Source organism: Elongatibacter sediminis, from assembly GCF_037892215.1.
In the GTDB taxonomy this organism is placed as follows: Bacteria; Pseudomonadota; Gammaproteobacteria; order Xanthomonadales; family SZUA-36; genus Elongatibacter; species Elongatibacter sediminis.
Genome location: NZ_JAZHOG010000010.1, coordinates 35708 through 55112 on the forward strand (window position 1 = coordinate 35708; position 19405 = coordinate 55112).

The 19405-nt window shown below is 50.6% G+C and carries 21 protein-coding genes; 11 read left to right on the plus strand and 10 right to left on the minus strand.

Features of this window, described 5'->3' with window-relative positions; genetic code table 11:
* Positions 1 to 25 precede the first annotated feature (25 nt).
* The 4 genes from V3330_RS14515 to V3330_RS14530 all read left to right on the plus strand — a co-directional run bounded on the left by V3330_RS14515 (position 26) and on the right by V3330_RS14530 (position 4646).
* Positions 26 to 2419 carry a phosphoketolase family protein gene (locus V3330_RS14515; RefSeq protein WP_354696163.1) on the plus strand — a complete coding sequence of 798 codons (2394 nt, stop codon included), beginning with the start codon at positions 26 to 28 and terminating at the stop codon, positions 2417 to 2419.
* 66 nt (positions 2420 to 2485) lie between these two features.
* Positions 2486 to 3400: a DMT family transporter gene (locus tag V3330_RS14520; RefSeq protein WP_435791832.1), complete on the plus strand. Its 915-nt coding sequence runs from the start codon at positions 2486 to 2488 to the stop codon at positions 3398 to 3400.
* Between the two features lie 191 nt (positions 3401 to 3591).
* Positions 3592 to 4062, plus strand: coding sequence for a nuclear transport factor 2 family protein (locus V3330_RS14525; RefSeq protein WP_354696164.1), 471 nt, complete (start codon positions 3592 to 3594; stop codon positions 4060 to 4062).
* A gap of 164 nt (positions 4063 to 4226) precedes the next feature.
* Positions 4227 to 4646, plus strand: a complete 420-nt coding sequence (locus V3330_RS14530; RefSeq protein WP_354696165.1) for an ion channel — start codon at positions 4227 to 4229, stop codon at positions 4644 to 4646.
* A gap of 124 nt (positions 4647 to 4770) precedes the next feature.
* Here V3330_RS14530 and V3330_RS14535 read toward each other — a convergent pair whose 3' ends face one another.
* Positions 4771 to 5256, minus strand: a complete 486-nt coding sequence (locus tag V3330_RS14535) for a nuclear transport factor 2 family protein (RefSeq protein WP_354696166.1) — start codon at positions 5254 to 5256, stop codon at positions 4771 to 4773.
* Between the two features lie 250 nt (positions 5257 to 5506).
* On the opposite strand from V3330_RS14535, the gene V3330_RS14540 reads away from it, so the two are divergent.
* Positions 5507 to 6208, plus strand: a complete 702-nt coding sequence (locus V3330_RS14540) for a c-type cytochrome (protein WP_354696167.1) — start codon at positions 5507 to 5509, stop codon at positions 6206 to 6208.
* 235 nt (positions 6209 to 6443) lie between these two features.
* Here V3330_RS14540 and V3330_RS14545 read toward each other — a convergent pair whose 3' ends face one another.
* From V3330_RS14545 to V3330_RS14555, 3 genes are read right to left on the minus strand one after another with little or no spacing between them, the layout of a single operon-like run.
* Complete coding sequence (locus V3330_RS14545) at positions 6444 to 6710, minus strand: thioredoxin family protein (RefSeq protein ID WP_354696168.1); 267 nt, start codon at positions 6708 to 6710, stop codon at positions 6444 to 6446.
* Positions 6711 to 6732: 22 nt separating this feature from the next.
* Complete coding sequence (locus V3330_RS14550; protein WP_354696169.1) at positions 6733 to 7437, minus strand: hypothetical protein; 705 nt, start codon at positions 7435 to 7437, stop codon at positions 6733 to 6735.
* Positions 7434 to 7832, minus strand: a complete 399-nt coding sequence (locus V3330_RS14555; RefSeq protein WP_354696170.1) for a heavy metal-responsive transcriptional regulator — start codon at positions 7830 to 7832, stop codon at positions 7434 to 7436. Before V3330_RS14555 ends, V3330_RS14550 begins: the two co-directional genes overlap by 4 nt.
* Positions 7833 to 8760: 928 nt before the next feature.
* On the opposite strand from V3330_RS14555, the gene V3330_RS14560 reads away from it, so the two are divergent.
* Positions 8761 to 10116, plus strand: a complete 1356-nt coding sequence (locus V3330_RS14560; RefSeq protein WP_354696171.1) for a hypothetical protein — start codon at positions 8761 to 8763, stop codon at positions 10114 to 10116.
* A gap of 14 nt (positions 10117 to 10130) precedes the next feature.
* On the plus strand, positions 10131 to 10736 hold the full coding sequence (locus V3330_RS14565; protein ID WP_354696172.1) for a c-type cytochrome: 606 nt from the start codon (positions 10131 to 10133) through the stop codon (positions 10734 to 10736).
* A gap of 50 nt (positions 10737 to 10786) precedes the next feature.
* Here V3330_RS14565 and V3330_RS14570 read toward each other — a convergent pair whose 3' ends face one another.
* The 6 genes from V3330_RS14570 to V3330_RS14595 all read right to left on the minus strand — a co-directional run bounded on the left by V3330_RS14570 (position 10787) and on the right by V3330_RS14595 (position 15157).
* Positions 10787 to 11440: a class I SAM-dependent methyltransferase gene (locus V3330_RS14570; protein ID WP_354696173.1), complete on the minus strand. Its 654-nt coding sequence runs from the start codon at positions 11438 to 11440 to the stop codon at positions 10787 to 10789.
* Between the two features lie 91 nt (positions 11441 to 11531).
* On the minus strand, positions 11532 to 11960 hold the full coding sequence (locus tag V3330_RS14575) for a hypothetical protein (protein ID WP_354696174.1): 429 nt from the start codon (positions 11958 to 11960) through the stop codon (positions 11532 to 11534).
* Positions 11961 to 11978: 18 nt separating this feature from the next.
* Complete coding sequence (locus V3330_RS14580) at positions 11979 to 12731, minus strand: DUF6602 domain-containing protein (RefSeq protein ID WP_354696175.1); 753 nt, start codon at positions 12729 to 12731, stop codon at positions 11979 to 11981.
* Positions 12728 to 13480, minus strand: coding sequence for a nucleotidyltransferase family protein (locus V3330_RS14585; protein WP_354696176.1), 753 nt, complete (start codon positions 13478 to 13480; stop codon positions 12728 to 12730). The genes V3330_RS14580 and V3330_RS14585 overlap by 4 nt, the downstream gene beginning before the upstream one ends.
* Positions 13481 to 13602: 122 nt before the next feature.
* Positions 13603 to 14136: a PIN domain-containing protein gene (locus V3330_RS14590; protein ID WP_354696177.1), complete on the minus strand. Its 534-nt coding sequence runs from the start codon at positions 14134 to 14136 to the stop codon at positions 13603 to 13605.
* Positions 14084 to 15157 carry a helix-turn-helix domain-containing protein gene (locus V3330_RS14595; protein WP_354696178.1) on the minus strand — a complete coding sequence of 358 codons (1074 nt, stop codon included), beginning with the start codon at positions 15155 to 15157 and terminating at the stop codon, positions 14084 to 14086. Before V3330_RS14595 ends, V3330_RS14590 begins: the two co-directional genes overlap by 53 nt.
* A 1007-nt stretch (positions 15158 to 16164) precedes the next feature.
* Here V3330_RS14595 and V3330_RS14600 point away from each other — a divergent pair.
* The 4 genes from V3330_RS14600 to V3330_RS14615 all read left to right on the plus strand — a co-directional run bounded on the left by V3330_RS14600 (position 16165) and on the right by V3330_RS14615 (position 19400).
* Complete coding sequence (locus V3330_RS14600) at positions 16165 to 17379, plus strand: Swt1 family HEPN domain-containing protein (RefSeq protein WP_354696179.1); 1215 nt, start codon at positions 16165 to 16167, stop codon at positions 17377 to 17379.
* Between the two features lie 507 nt (positions 17380 to 17886).
* Positions 17887 to 18231: a hypothetical protein gene (locus V3330_RS14605; RefSeq protein ID WP_354696180.1), complete on the plus strand. Its 345-nt coding sequence runs from the start codon at positions 17887 to 17889 to the stop codon at positions 18229 to 18231.
* A 101-nt stretch (positions 18232 to 18332) separates the two neighbouring features.
* Positions 18333 to 19055 (plus strand): hypothetical protein, encoded by a 723-nt coding sequence (locus tag V3330_RS14610; protein ID WP_354696181.1) that lies wholly within the window; start codon positions 18333 to 18335, stop codon positions 19053 to 19055.
* Between the two features lie 108 nt (positions 19056 to 19163).
* On the plus strand, positions 19164 to 19400 hold the full coding sequence (locus V3330_RS14615; protein WP_354696182.1) for a hypothetical protein: 237 nt from the start codon (positions 19164 to 19166) through the stop codon (positions 19398 to 19400).
* The last annotated feature ends 5 nt before the right edge of the window (positions 19401 to 19405 follow it).

Here is a 19405-nt window from a genome sequence, read left to right on the forward strand (position 1 = left end):
ACCGTTTAGGGAACAGGACAAACCGATGAAAGTACAGCACCCCCTGGCCGCGAAAGAGATTGATGAACTGAATGCCTATTGGCGTGCCGCCAACTACCTTTCTGTTGGCCAGATATACCTTAAGGATAATCCGTTGCTGAGGGAGCCCCTGACGCTCGAAAACGTCAAGCCGCGTTTGCTGGGGCATTGGGGAACCACCCCGGGGCTGAATTTTATCTACGCCCATCTCAACCGGGTAATCCGGCTTAACGACCTTGATGTCATTTACATCACCGGCCCCGGGCATGGCGGACCCGCGCTTGTCGCGAATACCTGGCTCGAGGGAACCTACAGCGAAGTCTATCCGGATGTCTCGCAGGATGAAGAAGGAATGCGCCGTCTGTTCAGACAATTTTCCTTTCCCGGCGGAATTCCCAGCCATGTTGCCCCAGAAACACCCGGTTCAATTCATGAGGGAGGTGAGCTTGGGTATGCGCTTTCCCACGCCTTCGGCGCGGTGTTTGATAATCCGGACCTGATCGCCGCATGCGTCATCGGTGACGGCGAGGCTGAGACCGGGCCGCTCGCGACTGCCTGGCATTCGAACAAGTTCCTGAACCCTGCAACCGACGGTGCGGTGCTGCCGATTCTGCACCTTAACGGTTACAAGATCGCCAACCCTGCCGTCCTGGCCCGGATTTCTCGCGAAGAATTGCAAAAACTGCTGTCAGGCTATGGATACGTTCCCCATTTCGTCGAGGGCACCGATGTGGCGGAGATGCATAGCGCGATGGCGACAGCAATGGATGTTGCTGTCCGTGAAATTCTCGAGATCCAGGAGCGGGCCCGCGAACAAGGCGACCTGCACCGCCCACTCTGGCCGATGCTCGTGCTGGTCAGCCCGAAGGGCTGGACCGGGCCGGAACAAGTGGATGGCAAGCGCACTGAAGGCTCATGGCGATCGCACCAGGTTCCTTTGTCCGGCCTGGCGGCAAACCCGGAGCACCTGTCCGTGCTCGAACGTTGGCTGCGCAGCTATCGTCCCGACGAACTATTCGACGAAGAAGGCAGGCCCCACCCGGAGGTGCTCGCCCTGGTCCCTCCACATCATCGACGGATGGGCGCCACTCCTCACGCCAATGGCGGCTTGCTGCTTAAGCATCTAAGCCTGCCCGATCATCGGGATTACGCGGTCACAGTGCCGGCGCCTGGAAAGACCAAGGCTGAGGCGACTCGCGAACTGGGCGGCTATTTGCGTGATGTTATGCACCAAAATGAAAAAACGCGCAATTTCCGCGTATTCGGTCCGGACGAGACCGCATCAAACCGGCTGTCTGCCTTGTTTGAGGTAACCGAACGGACCTGGATCGCAGAAAAGCACGATGACGATGACCATCTTTCGCCCGGAGGCCGGGTCATGGAAATCCTCAGTGAACATACCTGCCAGGGCTGGCTCGAAGGTTATCTGTTGACCGGGCGTCATGGTTTCTTTTCATGTTATGAGGCGTTCATCCATATCGTGGACTCGATGTTCAACCAGCATGCGAAGTGGCTCAAGGTGACCAGCCAGGAGATTCCCTGGCGCCGTCCGATCGCGTCCCTCAACTACCTGCTGACTTCACATGTCTGGCGCCAGGATCACAACGGTTTTTCCCATCAGGATCCCGGCTTCATTGATCATGTGGTCAATAAAAAGGCAGACATCATTCGTGTGTACCTTCCACCGGACGCCAACACCCTCTTGTGTGTAGCGGATTGCTGTTTGCGTTCGCAAAACCTGGTTAATGTCATTGTCGCTGGCAAGCAGATGCAGCACCAGTGGCTCGAAATGGATGCGGCGGTCAAGCACTGCCAGGCTGGCGCGGGTATCTGGCCATGGGCCAGCAACGATCAGGGCGCTGATCCAGACGTTGTGATGGCCTGTGCGGGCGATGTTCCAACACTTGAAACCCTGGCCGCGGTGTCTATTCTGCGGAGCCTGTTACCTGAACTGAAAATCCGCGTTGTCAACGTCATCGACCTGATGGTTTTACAACCACGCGAAGCGCATCCGCACGGTCTATCGGATCAGGATTTCGACGCACTGTTCACAAGCGATCGGCCGATCATCTTTGCTTACCATGGCTATCCCTGGTTGATTCACAGACTGACCTACCGGCGTACGAACCACCGCAATCTGCACGTGCGGGGTTACAAGGAAGAGGGCACCACCACGACGCCCTTTGATATGACCGTACTCAATGATCTCGACCGCTTTGACCTGGTGGCCGACGTGGCAGACCGTGTGCCCGCTGCTGCCTCGCGGGCGGCCTATATCAAGCAATGGGTACGGGAGAAATTAGTCGAGCACCGCATGTACATTAACGAACATGGCGAGGACATGCCCGAAATCAGAGACTGGCAATGGCCTGGCGGAGCGAAAACCGATGAGAGCAAATGATTCCGACCTTTCACCATACCGTGAATCGCTGACAGCAGCGCTTTCTGACAGCGATCGGTAGCCTCCATGTGCCCTGTGGAATCCAGTGAAGCTTCAGCCGGGAAAATCTCATATCGAATAGCGATTGGGGCGGTACTGGTCATGTTCCTGTGGGCAGTGTGCTTTCCCCTCATCAATGTGGGACTAAGAAATTCACCTCCAATGGCCTTTGCTGGACTACGTGCTTCCTTGTCTGGATTAGTACTTATTGCGGTAGCACAATGGCTTAAGCGTCCTGCAATCCCGGATCGGTCAGCTTGGGGTGGGCTCGCGGTTGTGGGTTTTACTGCAACGAGCCTGGGTTTCTATGGGATGTTTTATGGCGGTGGACGCGTATCGCCGGGCCTTGCCACGGTGATCGCCAATACCCAGCCACTGATTGCATCAGCACTGGCATGGGTCTTTTTGCAGGAGCGGTTATCGACGTTTCAGCGATGGGGTCTGGTGGCAGGATTCGGTGGAATTGTGCTGATCGGTGCACCGAATCTGTCCGGCGCAGATTCACAAATACAGGGAATCGCGTTCATCCTGGTGGCGGCCATCGGAATTGCTGTGAGTAATGTCATGCTGAAGTCACTGGCTGGTCGCGTGGATGTTTTGCGTGCGATGGGTTGGCAGCTGCTGATTGGTGCATTGCCACTGGCTATACTCGCCTTTGCGATCGAGGATGTCAGTGCAGTCAACTGGTCAACCGGATTTATCATAAATCTCCTTGCGCTGAGTGTCCTGGGCACATCAATGGCGTTTGCCTTGTGGTTTGCCTTGCTGGACCGAGCGACTCTCAGTCAACTGAATGCCTACACATTTTTGACGCCAATCTTCGGTTTGTTTATGGGCGTCATTTTCTTTGCAGAATCGCTGCACGCCCTGGAACTCGCCGGGATCGGCCTCAGTTTGTTGGGTATTTATGCAGTCAATCGCCGGTCCAGAGTGAAATCGTGATGGCTATTCCAGCAAAGAAATTGGATGGCTCGAATCGTAACAGGAAATTTTGGTGCTTGTGGCTATTGACGCAGCACAGTTTAGCCTGTCTCTGTTGGCGCTCCGCAGCCGGATCGTGTGCGCATCTCCACACTATGTCAGCCGATCAATCGATTGTTGGCGTATTAATTTTAAACCAAAGGAAGAAAACCATGAATACATATTCCCGAACTACCAGATGGACCACGGTCCTGAGTATGACTGCCATTTTAGCAACTGCCACATTCCCAGTGCTGGCTGAACCGGTGCCAGAGGGACCTGTGGCGGTCTCTGACGCCCTGCATACCGCCATCGCCTCGGGTGATGTGGAAAGTCTGCAGGAAATTCTGGATCCGGAAGTTCTGATTTTCGAATCAGGCGGCGTGGAAAGCTCACTTGAAGAATACGCCAGTCACCACATGCACTCCGACATGAAATTCATGGAGGAAATGGAACGGGAGGTCCTTGATCGCAACGTATTTGAAGCCGGAAATATGGCTGTAGTAACAACGCGCTCTAGACTCAATGGCAGTTTTCGCGACAAAGAGTTGGACCTGAACAGCACGGAAACACTGGTGCTGGCAAGGACTGACGGTGTTTGGAAGGTTCGTCACATTCACTGGTCTTCCGCCGCCGCGAATTAGATGTTCGAGCCTGAAATTCAAATCAATTCAGCCCTGAACCACTCGAAAGTTCAGGGTGGCGCTTTGAAGGTTGAACGCACGATGAGAATGGCAAATTCCGTCCGTCCCGGTCCTGTCACTAACAGGTTCCGGCACGCCAAAATGCTGTTGAAGCTTTTCGTAAAATGACAATTTCCGTCGTTTTGGCCATGTTGCTGTTTGCCATGACGAGCTTGCTACATTTTGGCATGTTGGTGCTGGCGAAAAATACTTGCCAACCTCAATGGCGAGCACTCACGTTAATGGCATGGGTGTTTTTTGTGGCTTTTTTGGCGCATTTGGCCGAAATTTTGTTATACGCGGGAGGGTTCTGGCTGGGTGAGCAGTTTTTTCAGATTGGGAGCTTTGGCGGCATGCGGCCAGAATCATTCCTGGACTATTTCTATTATTCCAGCGTGACTTTTACCTCTCTGGGCCTTGGTGACATTTTTCCCGGTGGGCATCTGCGTTTTCTGACCGGTGTCGAGGCGCTGAACGGATTGATGTTGATTGCCTGGACGGGCTCCTACACTTTCTACCTGGGTCTCAGGCGCACACTTCGTTGAACCATTGTGATTTCAATCTGGCAGTCAGTCCTTTGGAGATTTATGCTGAAAATGAGTGTAGTGCTTCGCTCCAGTTCAATGTCGGATCGTCCCCTTGACGTGGCTCGCGCATACTGTTGTCCGGTCACTTTTTGACCGGCCGAGAGGAACTATGAGTGTGCACCACTTTCCAATCGTCTTCGATCTGCCGAAACAGGAATGTCTGATAGCCCCGGTTGTGGATTTCCCGGTCGTCACGCTTGACCACAGCCCGGATTTCAGTATCGACGACGACCCAGGCAAAGCCATTTTCCAAATAGACGTCTGGATTAGTGAACGAAAGCTCGAATCCTTCAAATGCGTCGGCTTCCGGTTCGACGTGATGCTCTATCAGGTCTGTAAGACCATCATTCTGTCCGCCGGATTCGATATAGCGAGCGCCTTCGAAGTCCAGAAAATGCACCCTGAACGGCGTTCCATCGGCTTCCAGCCAGCCGAGACGAACCGCTTCGATGATCTCCAGGAGGCGAGCTTCGTCGGCGCTGGGATCCGCCACTGCGGGAATGGAAACAACACAGTAGGAAAGGGCAATAGCCAGCAGAATGTTCGTGTAACGAGTTGGACGGGGCATGGCGCAGTCCTCCGGTAAATTTCGTGGAAACGTCCATTGTAACCGTAACCACTGGGAAGGTTATTTGACACATATATCATTGCTTTGAAGCTGAAGCTCCTGGTGAATAGACCTGGAGTGATGAGGCGGTACCGATGCGCATTATTCACCAATTATCGACAGGGCTGAACACGACCCTTAGCGTTTGTGATTCCTGGAGGTGAGTGCGGGACTTTTAACAGCAATACCATGACTTGGGAATAAAATTACCATGAAAATAATCACTACTCTTCTGATAACGTCAGTTGTCTTTATTGTCGGAGCGCTCGGTTTGGCGTACTCCGGAATGGTCGACGTAAGTGCCAGCTCTCCGCACAGTGGCTTCATCAACTGGTTTTTGTCCACAACATCCCATGCTTCGATTGAGCGCCGCGCCAAAAGCGTCGTTGTACCCGATCTGAGCGGCAAATCACTGGCCCAGGCTGGTGTTAATGATTTTGAGGCGATGTGCTCAGGCTGCCATGGGGCACCGGGAAAAAATCCCGAGGCCATGGGCCAAGGCCTGAACCCCGCGGCACCAGACCTTGCAGAGGTTGCGGCTCGCAATACACCGGCTGAGCTATTTTGGGCCACAAAGCATGGCATCAGGATGACTGGAATGCCGGCATGGGGTGCCACACATAAAGATGCAGAAATCTGGCCGGTCGTCGCGTTCATGATGAAGCTCCCGACACTCGATGCGGAAAGTTACCAGGCGTTTCTTGACGATGCGAAAGGAAAGGGTCATCACGACAGTGACGATGGCCATAATGATCATGTCGAAGCTGATGCTTCCTCGGATGATCATCACACCGACGAGCAAGGCGATCACGAGCACGGTGACCATGACGACGGGGATTCACATACCGACGGCGAGAATGCAGTCAAAGAGGAACCCGACCATAAGGACGATGGACATGATCATGAGCACTGACAGGGAAACTGGACCCGGCTTGCAGTTTGGTGGCGTTAAAGCCATCTCCCTGATGGCAGGACACGGGCTCTGATTCTATTAGGTGCGGATGATGTAACGGTTTCTGAACTCATGGAACGAAGCGGCGAGGTCGTGGAACCGCACAGGAACGTCGGACGCGCGAGTATGATCTCACTAACGCAAAGCGTCGTAAATTGATGTTAGAAATTACCCCTCCATCTTGAGGGCGATAGCGCTAGCCCGGGTCGCCCACACCAAGGCGGGAAAGCGTGTCGCGGTCGACGCCGCGCCCTGAGCAACAGTCAGCCAGCACACCATCTATGGCCACCGCCGGAACCGACTTGATACCCAGTGAGCGGGCTCGGGTTGCAACGTGTTTGTCTTTCATATCGAGTACGCTGATTTCGCAGGACGGGCAAGCCATTTCGTTGACGAGCTTGATGGTGTCATCGCAGATGCCGCAACCGGCACTGAATATTTCAATGGTTCGACGTGTATTCATGGTTGTCTCCTTGGGTATGAATTCAATTAATCCGGCTCTTTCGGGCCGGCCAGCCCCGGGGCCACGCGTTCCAAGCCGAAGCGCCGAGCAGGATCATGCTACCGACATATACGGCAGGATCGTTACCCCAGGTAAACTTTCCGAACAGGATGATCCCGCTAGCCAGCAGACCCAGCCAGAACGGCCCGTAGCCGCGCCGGTAGCGCGCGCGGTAGGCCAAAGCAACCAGTGCCAGCGCTAGCAGCGCAGTCAGCACGGGCAGGAGCATCGGCGTGTAGTTGACGAAGTTCACGCCGAACGCTCCGAGCAGTGCCGCGTAGGCGGGCCAGCAGATTGGGCAGGTCAGTTTTGGCAGCAGGGCAATGCCCACCGAGGGCAGTGTAGCTAGACCGAGACCGGCAGACCCACCCCTGCTGCGCAGGGCCGCGGCAATTTGTGCCACACCCGGCGCTGCGTCGTGCCCACCAGGCGTCATGTACAGGCGGCAGCTGCCGCCGTCAGCTGGCTGAAGGCCCGCGTCGACGTCTTTGCCATTGACCAGGATGGTAGGCGATCCCCAGCCGCGCAGATGTTTCGGTGTTTCGGGGCGGTTTACTTCCCATTCGTGCCAGCGGGGCTGAATTCCTTCGTTTTGGAATGCGTCCAGCAGTCGCGTGCGGGCTGTTGTGACGTTGGGACAGCTACGTTCGTAAACCAGGTCAACTTGTATTCCAGACTTCATATTCAATCTTCCAGGGCATCCAGGATCGGGCAGTCACCAAGATCAGCCTGCGCCACACACTGTTCGCTGAGGTTGGCGAGCGCAGTGCGAATCCGCATAAGTTCGAAGATCTTTCGATCAACCTCGGACAGTTTTTTCTCAGCTCGTGCTTTGACCGCAGCACAGCTGGCACCCGGCTCATTGCGCAGACCGAGCAAGCCGTGTATATCGCGCAGGGAGAAGCCCAGATCCTGGGCCCGCTGAATAAAGCGCACGCGTTTGACCGTGTCGGGTGGAAAGCAGCGAAATCCGGAAGGTGAGCGAGGTGCCTCGGGAATCAGGGCCTGCTGCTCGTAGTAGCGAATGGCCTCCACGGTAACCCCGGTTTCTGCTGCTAGTTGTCCTATGCGTAATGCCGACATATATTCGCTCCTGGATTGTATTCTAATCCCTAAAGTGCACTTCAGAGTCAAGCACTGCACGGTGCCTTCGCGGATTTTCAAGCTAAACCACGCTACCAATAGATTTTTCTTAAGCGCCAATTCTGTCGATTTGGGTTAGTTCTCGTTTCATATCTATTGTCCTGCTGACTTGCGCCTGCAATTTGGGTGCCGGTGTGAACTTAGTAGAGCTCGTTTTCATGCAAGGAGACGGACATGAAGCGCAATTGATTCACTTGCGCGATCAGATGACTTCGCGTGGCGCACTCACTGCATCAATCGGGTGTTGGAAGGGCAACAGGCACTGCGCTGAGCGGAGTTTCCCAGTAACAGCATTTTTCTGATCTGGATCAATTCGGTGACGGAAAAATATTGTTATAAACAGGCTACTACAAACCGTTGTTGAGACCACATCATAAGGTCTATGGCTTGAAATGAATGGGTTGACTAACAAGTTGCTTCTCTGCTTCCTGCTGCTCCTGAATCTCGGAGCCAGTGGAACAGGCCTGGCCTCGATGGCCATGGGTGATATTGAAGCCAGCGTTGTAATATGCCACCCCGAAACACCTCCAAAAACTTTGGATGGTTCAAAAGATAGTCATTGCGCTGACTGTGAAGGCGAAGAGGCCATGTGTTCTGGCTGCGAATGGTCTTGCAGTACGTCGACGGCCATGTTCATTCTTCCAGTGAACGGAAGATCACCTGTGTTTTCAGCGCAGCCAAAGGGATTTGATTGCGCTGACGACCTTCATAAATTATTAGCACGACCACCTGACAACCCTCCTCCTATTTTCAATTTCTCTTCCTGATCTGAACTCAGGCCAACCGATGCATTCCCGATTTCGGGTCTATCGTTATTCCGTGCCTGGCCAAAATCCTGCATACGCAGGTAATACAAGAGGAACTGAAAATGAAACACAGAACAAGGTTTTTCGCTGGTCTGGCGCTGCTGGGTCTGATGCTGGTCACTACGCCAGCGGCCGCCGAAGACGAAAAATATGAACAACTACAAGCTCAGGTAGAAGCGCTACAAGAGCAGTTACGGGAAGTGCAGGAGGCGCTTGCACAATACGCATCCAAAACTGACACGGAAACGCAGGTTAACCAACTCAAGCAGGACATTGCAGAAGCTGCTGCATGGAAGGAACCTAACACGCTGATACATATGGCGGGTTATGCCGATGTGGGTTACACGAAGCAGGATAGTGAAGATGGCAGTTTTGGAATAGGCACTTTTTCCCCCATTTTCCATTTTCAATACCGTGACCTGGTGATGCTGGAGGCCGAGATGGAAATCTCGGTAAACGATGAAGGGGAAACTGATACAGCGCTGGAGTACCTGACAGTCGACTATTTCCTTAACGATTACATGACGCTAGTGGGCGGTAAGTTTCTAAGCCCGATCGGACAATTCCGGCAAAACCTGCACCCTTCCTGGATCAATAAGTTGGTTTCAGCACCGCCCGGTTTCGGACATGACGGTGCTGCACCGGTATCGGACCTTGGCGTTCAGGCCCGAGGTGGTTTCAAGATAGGCGATACCTACGCCAATTACGCTGCCTTCGTCAGTAATGGCCCCGAACTGATCTCGGCATTTGAGGATGGCGAGTTCGAGTTGGGTGGTGTTGAGGCTGAAGCTTTCGGTAGCGACAGGGATGGAGACAAAGTCTTTGGCGGGCGATTTGCATGGCTGCCGACACCAGGTTTGGAACTTGGGTTTTCCCTCGCGACCGGTAAAGCCTCGGTGACCAGCATTGAGGAGGCGCACGGTGAGGAACCGGACGAACATGAGGAGGAACCGGGTGACCATGAAGATGAGCCAGGGGATGAGCATGACGAGGAAGAAGAAGAGCATGATGAGGAAGAACTTCTTGTCGATTTCGGCTCGGAACCCGCACGTGACTACGACGTTTATGGCTTCGATGTCGCCTGGAACCTCAACAACTTCTTGCTGAGAGGTGAGTTTGTTAAAACGAAGGTCGGGGCGGATAACGTTGGCGTGACAGCTTCGCCCGGTGCCACTTGGCAAACCTGGTATGGGCAAGCCTCTTACCTCATCCCGCAAACCAATTGGGAGACGGCTATTCGGTATACAGATTTTGACTCCGCTCATTCAAGCGAGAGCCAGAAGCAATGGGCATTCGGCGTCAATTACCTGTTCGCCAGCAGTGTTATCGGCAAGTTCACTTACGAGTTTAATGATGGATTGCCGGGAAGCGTGACTGATGCTAATCGTTGGTTGTTCCAACTGGCTTACGGCTTCTGATGGAGGTTATGGAAATGACTATTAGTATACAAAACAGACCACGTGTCGGCACAATATGGATGGTGCTTTTTTGCGGGATGATCCTTTCAGGACCAATGCTTGCAACGGATTACCTCGAAGAAGGCGATGCACAGAACGGTGCCAGGACCTGGGCCGAGAACTGCAACCGCTGTCACAACGCACGTGATCCACAGGATTTGAGAGATGATCAGTGGACCACCAGCGTATTCCACATGCGGGTCAGGGCAGGACTGACTGGAAAACAGACTCGGGATGTGCTCGAGTACCTGCAAACGGCCAACAATTGGCCGGTCAGTCTTTCAACAGAAGTCGCCCAGGCTGGAAGTGGTACCGCGCGATCAGGAGAGGAGGTCTACGGCAGAGTTTGCGTTGCGTGTCATGGCGCCGACGGCAAAGGCACTGTTCCTGGCGCTCCTGACTTCACCGATGCGGACGGCCCAATGGCGCAGTCGGATGCAATATTGCTGGAACACATCAGGGATGGCTTCAAGTCACCGAAATCACCGATGGCAATGCCGCCTCGCGGGGGTGATCCAAACCTGAATCAGGGTGAAATGGAAGCAGTGTTGGAGTTCATGCGAAAAAGCTTCAGCGACTGATACTTCCATATGGAGAGCCGGGTGTGGACAACTTGTCGGCACCCGGTTCTTTATGCACGTTCCGCAGTAATCAAATCCAGAGTTCCAAGTGGTGCATTGATGGACTTTGTCCGGATCACATTGCGGAATCCCGCTTCATCGATTATGGCTGGAAGCTGGCCCTCGTAGTTGTGCCTTGTGACTTCAAAACCGTCCAGCATCCGGACGAGGTTAAAGGATGCTTTCAGGAAAATATTGCTTGGCCGGCCCCAGTCACAAATCACCAAGCGACCGTCTGGCTTCAGAATCCTCGACACCTCTGTCAGTGTTCGGCGCTTGTTCTCCAAATTCAGATGGTGAAAGAACAAACTGGATGTAACAAGACCAAAACTGTTGTCATCAAATGGCATGTCAAAGGACATACCTTGATTGAATTCAATTTTGAGCTGTTCCTTTAGGGCTTTTCTTTCGGCTAATTCCAGTATTTCGGGATCGGCGTCCAGAGCACATACTCTGCTGTCAGGTAACCGTTTCTTAAGTAAGCAACTCAGAGTGCCGGTCCCGCAGGCAAGATCTAGAATGACTGTCGGATGTGCTCCTTCGGCCTCATTAACCAATTCCTCTTTAAAGGTTGACTCTCGAGTGGTTAGCGCAACCAATGGGTCGTAAATCCGGGTCAACCAGTGAAACCGTAAGGCCGGCACATATTTGTTAGGGTTGCCCATGCCTATATTTCTCGCAGACACACTTACTAATTCCAGTCCGAGAATTTGAGGAGCAAGAAATCCATACTTCGTTGTTGAGTATTGAGCGGAATCAATTCGAAACACGATACCGCAAGAATTCAGACCAAGGCCAGGGATACAGCGCAAATGGAATCGCTCCAGCCAGCCCAATATACGCAGCGTCCAAATAGATTTGACTGGGTTTTTGAGCAGTTATGAACATAACCAGGGCGTGCAGGACATTCGCAAAAATCAGAAAATCGATAAACGCCTTATGTCGGGTTGGAAAGCGCGCGATCGGCAGCATTACGATACCCATTGCCAAGTAGACACTGCCAACCATCAGATCGGTCGCCAAGTTTCGTGGGTGCCAAAGCAACACGTCGCCAAAAAATATTGGGACAACAAAGGATGTGACTATATTCACGGTTCCAAAAACGTACAGATAAACTATTAATAGACGTAATTTCGCCATTTTGTTTTCGGAGCCTCCAAATTCATACACAGCCGTCAGGTGCAAGGGGCCATGACCATGTATTCAGTCAAGACAAAAAGCGGCCAAGTAAGCATCATAATCAAGAGCGGGAACCGTACCTATTCGTTGAAGACTGCGAAGAAGCCTCAAAAAGAAAAATGCCAATGCGTGTTCGCGAGAGCTGATCTGTGTTTTTAATTCATCGCCGTCATAACTAACTTCGAACCCGCCTGCGTCAAGAACGCATCCGAAATTCAGTTTCTCCTCCTCGGGTCTCTCAGCCAAACAATTGTGAAACGCCTCTCCCAAAGGAGGATTCCATTCGCTCTGGGTGGCTAGGATTCCGCCCAATATCGGAGGATTAGGACGAGGAGCATATTCGCCTCCCGCGTGTACTACTTCCACGCTCGTTCGATTGAGCCGGCGAACTGAAGAAATCTTACCGCCAGCATATTCAACATTGCCCTTGTCTAGCGTCTGCTTTACTTCCAATACCGCATAAACTCCCTCAGAAGGGATTAATTTTTGCCCGGCAACGTTATACAGCTCAGGAGTATATTGCCGATCATAAATAACGATATCTATTTGCTCACTTTGCTGGCCTTCTGCATCCACAACAAATGCTGTCTCAACTTGATATCTGTGTGGCAGATGGTCTTGAAGCATCTTTAGCCAATTGGCCTCCGTTCCGGAGCCCTTGGCACCGGGATGATCGATGACAGACCGGCTTGAAGCTAAACCTGCTCGTAACTGTTCCTGCAGCCCTGCATAGACTTCATTCAATCTATTGTGATTTTCGTCAACACTACCTGTCACCAGATGATTTCCTTCCAATACTGTTTAGCCGTACTCGTTTTTGCCTTCCGGGCGACATTGCCTTTCTCGGTCGCCGAAAGGTCGTCTGAAATTATGTTGTTTGTATTTGCTGGGTCTACGATTCGTTTGGTTGCGAGATTAGTACCAATGTAATCGAGGGCATGAAGCACATTAGCCGCAAGATTGGATATTGATCTCCCTTTTAGTCCTTCAATAACCATAAGTTCCAAATAAAATGACGGAAAAGATAGTCCATGAAGATCGCGCCAAATCTTGATCGCGCGGATTTCCTTTGTCCTTCCAGAACTCGTCACGGTATCTACATGCAGTTTGACGTTAGTTTGAGTCCAAGAGCCTGTCTTTCGCTTATACAGGCTATGGACATTTTGATATCCAGTCTGTTTCTTGCCTGGCACCAAGTCAATCTTCATTCCTGACAGCGTTATTCCAATTGAAACGTTTTGTCTAATCGGCGACCAGCCATTGCTTCTAGCCCATTTATATAGACTCTCGTAAACCTCTTTAAGAGTTTCCTTCGTTGATGACTTTAGTGAAATAAACAAGTCAACATCTGTAGAAAGGCTATTGGTCGTTTCTTTTGCGAAAGATCCGGAATAAGAAAGTTTAGATAGTTGACTTCCTGCCCACGCTTGAATTGACGCAGCAATGCTTTCAGCAGCTTTTTGAGCCGCTAGTTTGTTCGTAGCGTATTTTTGCAATACTCCTTCGACGTACTCATCCTGTGTCATTTCGTGCCGCCTTATTTTTCGATACTCACAATTAGGAGGGATACCAACATTATTCAAGAGAGTTTCTGGAATCTTGTGAGTACGGCAAATAAGAACCGGTAATGATGAGAATTCAGGGGCAATCAGGTTAGTCCTTGGATTCGGCGTTGCAACTCACTGCTGGGTAATCCGACGCGCGGATCATCATCGAAAATCTGTAGTGCATTTCTGAGAACCCGTCGACCTAGGGCGTCTTGAGCAATTAGCTCATCGATTAACCAAAGCAAGCCAAATGTTTCCACTTCCTGGTCCTTCGCTGCATTAGAAAGTCTGCGATCTCCTGTTAGCAGGATGGCGGATTCAATTTTTGCGAGCGCAAGAGCAAACTGATCGTTGGTGGACAACGACAGGTAGGTTTCGCCATATTGCATCGCAAGCCCAACACCATCGCCATCTAGAGAGTTTTTCGCTAATCCCGCATTTAGTAAATCGCCAGGATCATAGGCACCAAGATCAAGCAACTCGTCTTCGAACATTACATCTGGAATCCTGAAATCAAAAGGAAGGGCAAAAGCCGCTTCAATTAAGCTGGCTTTTGCTAGATCAATGATGACAGAGCTATCACTAATGACTATTTGCAACGACTTCTGGTCCCCGAACTGCTCGTTCAATTTCATTGGTGTGAATTCGAAGCAAGTCTGCCGCTTTCGAAAGTGAGACTAACTGCTCGGACAGCGCACGATAACAAAGTCGCTCGAAGCGCTTCGCATTCTCAGCATCAGGATCATTGATTGGCACGGGTTCAACAGTTCGGCATCCTCGAAACATGGTTCTAAATGCATAGACCATAGCTGAATGACTAATTACACCCAATTGTTCCAACCTAACGAGAACCGCTGCGGCACTTACACGGTACATGTGCTTAAGATCAATGATTTCCTGATAGCCAATGGCGTTACGGCGATTTCCAACTTCTTCCAGAATGTAGTCCCTTGGCATAAGTAGCGCTCCAGCAAAACGATTCGCCACTTTCTCGACATCTGCTTCGCTATTCTGATGAATGAGACGGTGAGCGAGTTCATGCGCGAGAGTCAATCGTCGACGTTCTAAATTATGGGTAGAATTAACAACAATCACGGGTACTGACGCACGGTGATCTGACCTTTGGACGAGACAAGTCATACCGGACACCTTCGGCGGCAATTCTGCTTGTATGACTTTAACTCCGTGCTCTTCGAGCAATTCAGTCATATCCGGTATCGCGTCATACCCAAGATCCCATTTCTCGCGCAAAGTTGCGGCGAGGTTTTCTGCATCTTTAATTTCCTTAAGTTTCTTGGGTCTAAATGGCTGGTCCCATATCGCACTATCAAGTTCCAATAACTCTTCAACAACCAAATAACGTTCAACATGATCGAGGACAGCGCTTTCAACACGTGCACGATCCTTGACAGAAGTCCCGGAAGTTTTTCGGAAATCAACTTCGGCGAGCGAAACCCCAAGAGGATTCATAAAAAAACTAATAGGCTCACCCACAGCCTTTGATATGGCAATCAGAACGTTGGAGCCTGGGATCATCTCATTTCGTTCGTATTTGCCAATAGCCTGAGCGGATACAAGGCTATCTATGTGCTCTGACAAGGCACGAAGGGAAAACCCAGACTTTTTTCTAGCAAGTTTTAGTCTTTCACCAATCATAGCGATCCCTGTTCAACATTTTGATCTTGACTTTTGTGGTTTACAGTATTACATTCTTATATGATTTTGTAAACCATTAGTTAATTTGGAGCTGTGACATGCCAAGAAAGTCAAAAACTTACAAGGTCGGCCGAGACGCAAAAACCGGCCAATTTATTCCGGTAAAAACGGCTCAGAGACGGAAATCGACTGCAGTCGTGGAAACGATGAAGAAACGGCGGAAATAGGAGAAATCCATGATAAATGTGTCATTCGAAATCAACGGGCGAAAAGTCCGCCCGGATAGAATCGCCAGCGAGATGGAGAAGGCGATGCTGAACGGCATAAAGAAGGACCTAACACAAAAACTGCGCAAAGTCCGAGACCCCATAACTGGAGAGCATCCCAAGGTTACAGTTCGCGGGCGATCAATCGACAAGCTTGATGTAGAGGTGGAGGGATCGGAACGAGTGATAAAGCTGGCAAAACAGAAATTGAGATAAATTCAAAAACTCAACGACTTCCCCGCACTGTGGGTGCAACTTTCATTCTCACATTTTGAGAATTCGTTAGTTCAGTATTGGATGGGAAATTCCAAGTGCGGTAGTAAAAAATGGACCTAAATCTCTTGATTAAAATGTTTCTGCGTCCGCTAGCTCTCTGGTTTATTGCCGGCGCTGTTTATTTGTACCTGAAAGTCTTCGTTGTCGGATCGTTTTCCGAAAATTCTATTCTTGTTGGATTAGCTGAAAACATTAGTTCGATTTCCATTTGGATTGCACTGGTTCCATTTGGCCTGGGACTGGTGAAACTGCTCGAACGTATACAGCTGCTCTACTCATGGAGCTCCAATGAAAACTATGGGTGTGATTTCTGCGGTGGCCCACAGGATGAGAAAGTAGGAAGGTACGGACCGTACAGAAAGTGTTTTCGTTGTGGTAAGACACAACGAGGATGGGAGTGAGGGGATTACTTGATATGCGATCTACTTTACCCCAGTTCAGAATAAATAAGCCTAAGGAAAAGATGTGATTAATATTAGTGACTTGGATTTGGTCTCGCGCAGGGCTATCGAAGGCATGGAGAGGAACCGCAAACTTATGAAATCGGCTACTGAGGCCATGGAAAGCCCTATTTTAAAAGCAGCGAGAGCTATGGAGAGTAACTCCGCCATTCATCGGACGCTTGAAGACGTCGAGCGTCATCAGAAACTCATGCATTCGATTGAAGGGCCATTCGCGGAGCTCCGTGCAGGCGGTATTTTTGATGAAGCGTCAAAGTGGCAGGGCGAGTTTGAGAGAACACAGGAGTTGATGGCTGAATACAACAGTCGATTCATCCTGCCTGACTCCGATCAAATTTCGAAATTGGTTCATGAGTCTAGTTTTGGTCGATTATCACAAGTAGCCAAACAGCTCTCTGACCAAAATTCCGAAATTCAAAGGGCTATGGACGCCATGAGAACTCCATGGCTTGATGCCCAGCGAGCGCTTGAGTCCGTGAGAGGCTTTTCGGAACTTCAATGCATCGGGCATGCGCTAGAGCAAATTCCAGCCTTTGAAGACCAAATAGGTATTGCGCTTCGTGAGAGCCTTGGCGACTGGCGAGATCCAATTTCGTGGCCCTCAAACATTGCCACCGACTTAGTGGCCCGTTCGGAATTCTATGTCGGTCTTGGATTTGATTCAGATCTCACAGATTTTCCAGCGCCTGCATTTCTGGAGAGTGTAAGCACCGCTGGATTAAGGCGCGAGCCGCCTTCGGTGGTTGTTGGATATGGCCCACCCGTTCCTCAAACAGAATTTGAAGAACAAGCGCTCATTCGCACCAACATGGCTCACGACTGGCTTTTGAGATTGGAAACGAATCTGCGTAGATTTATTGATCGCCGTATGACACAAGAATTTGGGCCAGAATGGCCGAAACACCGGCTGCCCACAGGTCTCTATGAGAAATGGATGGAGAAAAAGAAAAAAGCAGTTTCAGCCGGTAGAGGTGAATGGCCACTAATTGCCTTCGCGGACTTCACTGACTACGAGCGTGTCATCTGCAGGAAAGACAATTGGCGGGAGGTGTTCTCTGGACTTTTTGGGCGCCCAGAAGGCGTGCGAGAAAGTTTTCAGCGGCTATATATGATACGTCTCGACACAATGCATGCCCGCCCTATTGGCCAAGACGATGAGCTATTGCTATATGTCGAAGTTAAAAGACTCATCAAGGTTGTAATTCCAACGTCTGACTAGCAAGGATAGGTTCAAAGATTACGGATATTGAAGGGAAGGCCACCGGGGCATGGATTAAAATCAATGCGTTATTGAAGCAATGTTTGTGACCTGGAGCGCGTCTTAGTTCGACGCGCATATATCTTGAATATTTCCAGAAATGTTATCCACATTGTCACCCCATTGACCAGTTCCTAATATGTGATTCAATAAGTGTATGGAATGCTTGAATGGACAATTGTGCGTTGTACGTAAAAACCTCTTCGTGAGGCATTCAAGTATTTCCAAACTAGAAGCCCTGTCCTCGTGACGGGGTTTTTACGTATCAGCTGGCGAGGTAGGTGGGCGAACCTGGCAGCCCCTCGCTGGACGCTTCAATTAAATGCCAGGACTCATCACCTGATGTCAGGGCAGCATCCCTGAACCAATACGGCATGAGGTCACTCACGACGTAGCCTAGACCTTTGAGCGTCGTGATACTCGGGGTAGAGCAGAGCACTGACTCTACTTACAGTCTGAGGGGAGGCAATGTGGGGAGAAAACCACAGCAGAATTGCCGAGGCCAGTCACGCATACAGTCGGGCTTTTAGCCTTTCTGTACCAACCAGCATGAAAAAAGCACAGTTCAAAAAAAGAGAGTTCACTATTGAAGAAAAAATCCCGGCACGACACCGGGCAATGATGGGACTGCTTGTCAACATCGGTTATGCAAAAGACAAATACCAGGGTATGTGGGCAAAGCTCCTCAAGGAATCTGGCATCAACGACATTGATCTCAAACGACTACTTGATCTATCCATCCCAAAGGAATACAGCAAACGAGGTTTCGTTCGAAACCGGCTACAAAACAGGGACTGGAGTAAATATTTCTGATTAAGCATCGACACTCATAGCTTCCAGAAAACTGGCTGCGAATCCTCGTTGCCAGTTCACAGGAAAGTCCTGTTGCACTTTTGCAAAAAGGAGATAGCGCTATGAGTCTGATGCTTCACCGAGGCGCGGAAGAAGTTTCATTAAGCCAACTTCAACAAGCCTTCACCCCAGAAGCCACAAGAACGCATGTTCCTATCGCTCATCATTCCCTGGTTGACCATGTGCGCTATGCACTTGGCATGTTCGGTCATGTAGTAGCGGAGGAGCACCACGGGATCACCCCCGATGGTATGCGTTACTTTGGCGTTCTAACCCTAAAGTCAGAGTACGGTGATTACACCGATACTGTTGGCTTGAGAAACAGCCATGACAAGCGTTTCCCTATTGGAATATCAATGGGCGCACGAGTGTTTGTCTGCGATAACCTCTCTTTCATGGGAGAGCACGTTATCCGCAGGAAGCACACCGCAAACGCAAAACGTGAGTTGCCTGGACTGGTTATGGAGATAGTTGAACCACTTGCGGGAGCAAGACAGGAACAACAGATCACCTTTGATCGGTACAAGGCGACCAACATCCCCCTTGAGTTAGCGAGTCACGCCATGATCGAGATGTTTCGTCAAGGCGTGATGAACTGGACTCGAATCAGAGATGTTCAAAGTGAGTGGCACGAACCTTCGTTTGAAGGCTTCGAGGACTACACAGCTTGGCGACTCTTTAACGCCGCAACAAGAGCGTTGGAAGGCACAATCACTGAGAATCCACAGACCACTCAAAAGCTTCATGAAGTTATTGATGGCGTGTGCTCTCGTGTTAGCCACTAGTTCTTTTTTGAATTAAGCCCACTTTATTGTGGGCTTCTTTTTTGAATTTAAAATGTATATTAAACAGTAGCTTATACGTGTATGCTTGGGACAGAATAGGAGGCAATAATGGCAAAGATATTTGAATTTCCTGATTTCGATCCTGATACACGACAGCACTACACCGAAGTAAAAGAGGAGCTTTTGAAGCAAGGCATCTTCCACGATCCCGAGAAGATTCCACCTGGGCTTATTCACTTCATCATCGAATGGTGGGGCACCATCTATGAAGCCGGTCACACAGACGGTTTGATCAAAAACTCTTGTATGAGAAGTGAGATTATGGGGAGCCTCAAAAATCAGTAAATCAC

Bases quoted from the DNA above. Each gene is read 5' to 3' on its own strand.
- V3330_RS14590 (WP_354696177.1), bottom strand. From the start codon at position 14,136: ATGAAATTGAACGAGCAGTTCGGGGACCAGAAGTCGTTGCAAATAGTC.
- V3330_RS14555 (WP_354696170.1), bottom strand. From the start codon at position 7,832: ATGTCGGCATTACGCATAGGACAACTAGCAGCAGAAACCGGGGTTACC.
- V3330_RS14515 (WP_354696163.1), top strand. From the start codon at position 26: ATGAAAGTACAGCACCCCCTGGCCGCGAAAGAGATTGATGAACTGAAT.
- V3330_RS14530 (WP_354696165.1), top strand. From the start codon at position 4,227: ATGACAATTTCCGTCGTTTTGGCCATGTTGCTGTTTGCCATGACGAGC.
- V3330_RS14565 (WP_354696172.1), top strand. From the start codon at position 10,131: ATGACTATTAGTATACAAAACAGACCACGTGTCGGCACAATATGGATG.
- V3330_RS14585 (WP_354696176.1), bottom strand. From the start codon at position 13,480: ATGACACAGGATGAGTACGTCGAAGGAGTATTGCAAAAATACGCTACG.
- V3330_RS14545 (WP_354696168.1), bottom strand. From the start codon at position 6,710: ATGAATACACGTCGAACCATTGAAATATTCAGTGCCGGTTGCGGCATC.
- V3330_RS14560 (WP_354696171.1), top strand. From the start codon at position 8,761: ATGAAACACAGAACAAGGTTTTTCGCTGGTCTGGCGCTGCTGGGTCTG.
- V3330_RS14610 (WP_354696181.1), top strand. From the start codon at position 18,333: ATGAGTCTGATGCTTCACCGAGGCGCGGAAGAAGTTTCATTAAGCCAA.
- V3330_RS14595 (WP_354696178.1), bottom strand. From the start codon at position 15,157: ATGATTGGTGAAAGACTAAAACTTGCTAGAAAAAAGTCTGGGTTTTCC.
- V3330_RS14605 (WP_354696180.1), top strand. From the start codon at position 17,887: ATGTGGGGAGAAAACCACAGCAGAATTGCCGAGGCCAGTCACGCATAC.
- V3330_RS14615 (WP_354696182.1), top strand. From the start codon at position 19,164: ATGGCAAAGATATTTGAATTTCCTGATTTCGATCCTGATACACGACAG.
- V3330_RS14535 (WP_354696166.1), bottom strand. From the start codon at position 5,256: ATGCCCCGTCCAACTCGTTACACGAACATTCTGCTGGCTATTGCCCTT.
- V3330_RS14570 (WP_354696173.1), bottom strand. From the start codon at position 11,440: ATGGGCAACCCTAACAAATATGTGCCGGCCTTACGGTTTCACTGGTTG.
- V3330_RS14525 (WP_354696164.1), top strand. From the start codon at position 3,592: ATGAATACATATTCCCGAACTACCAGATGGACCACGGTCCTGAGTATG.
- V3330_RS14520 (WP_435791832.1), top strand. From the start codon at position 2,486: ATGTGCCCTGTGGAATCCAGTGAAGCTTCAGCCGGGAAAATCTCATAT.
- V3330_RS14540 (WP_354696167.1), top strand. From the start codon at position 5,507: ATGAAAATAATCACTACTCTTCTGATAACGTCAGTTGTCTTTATTGTC.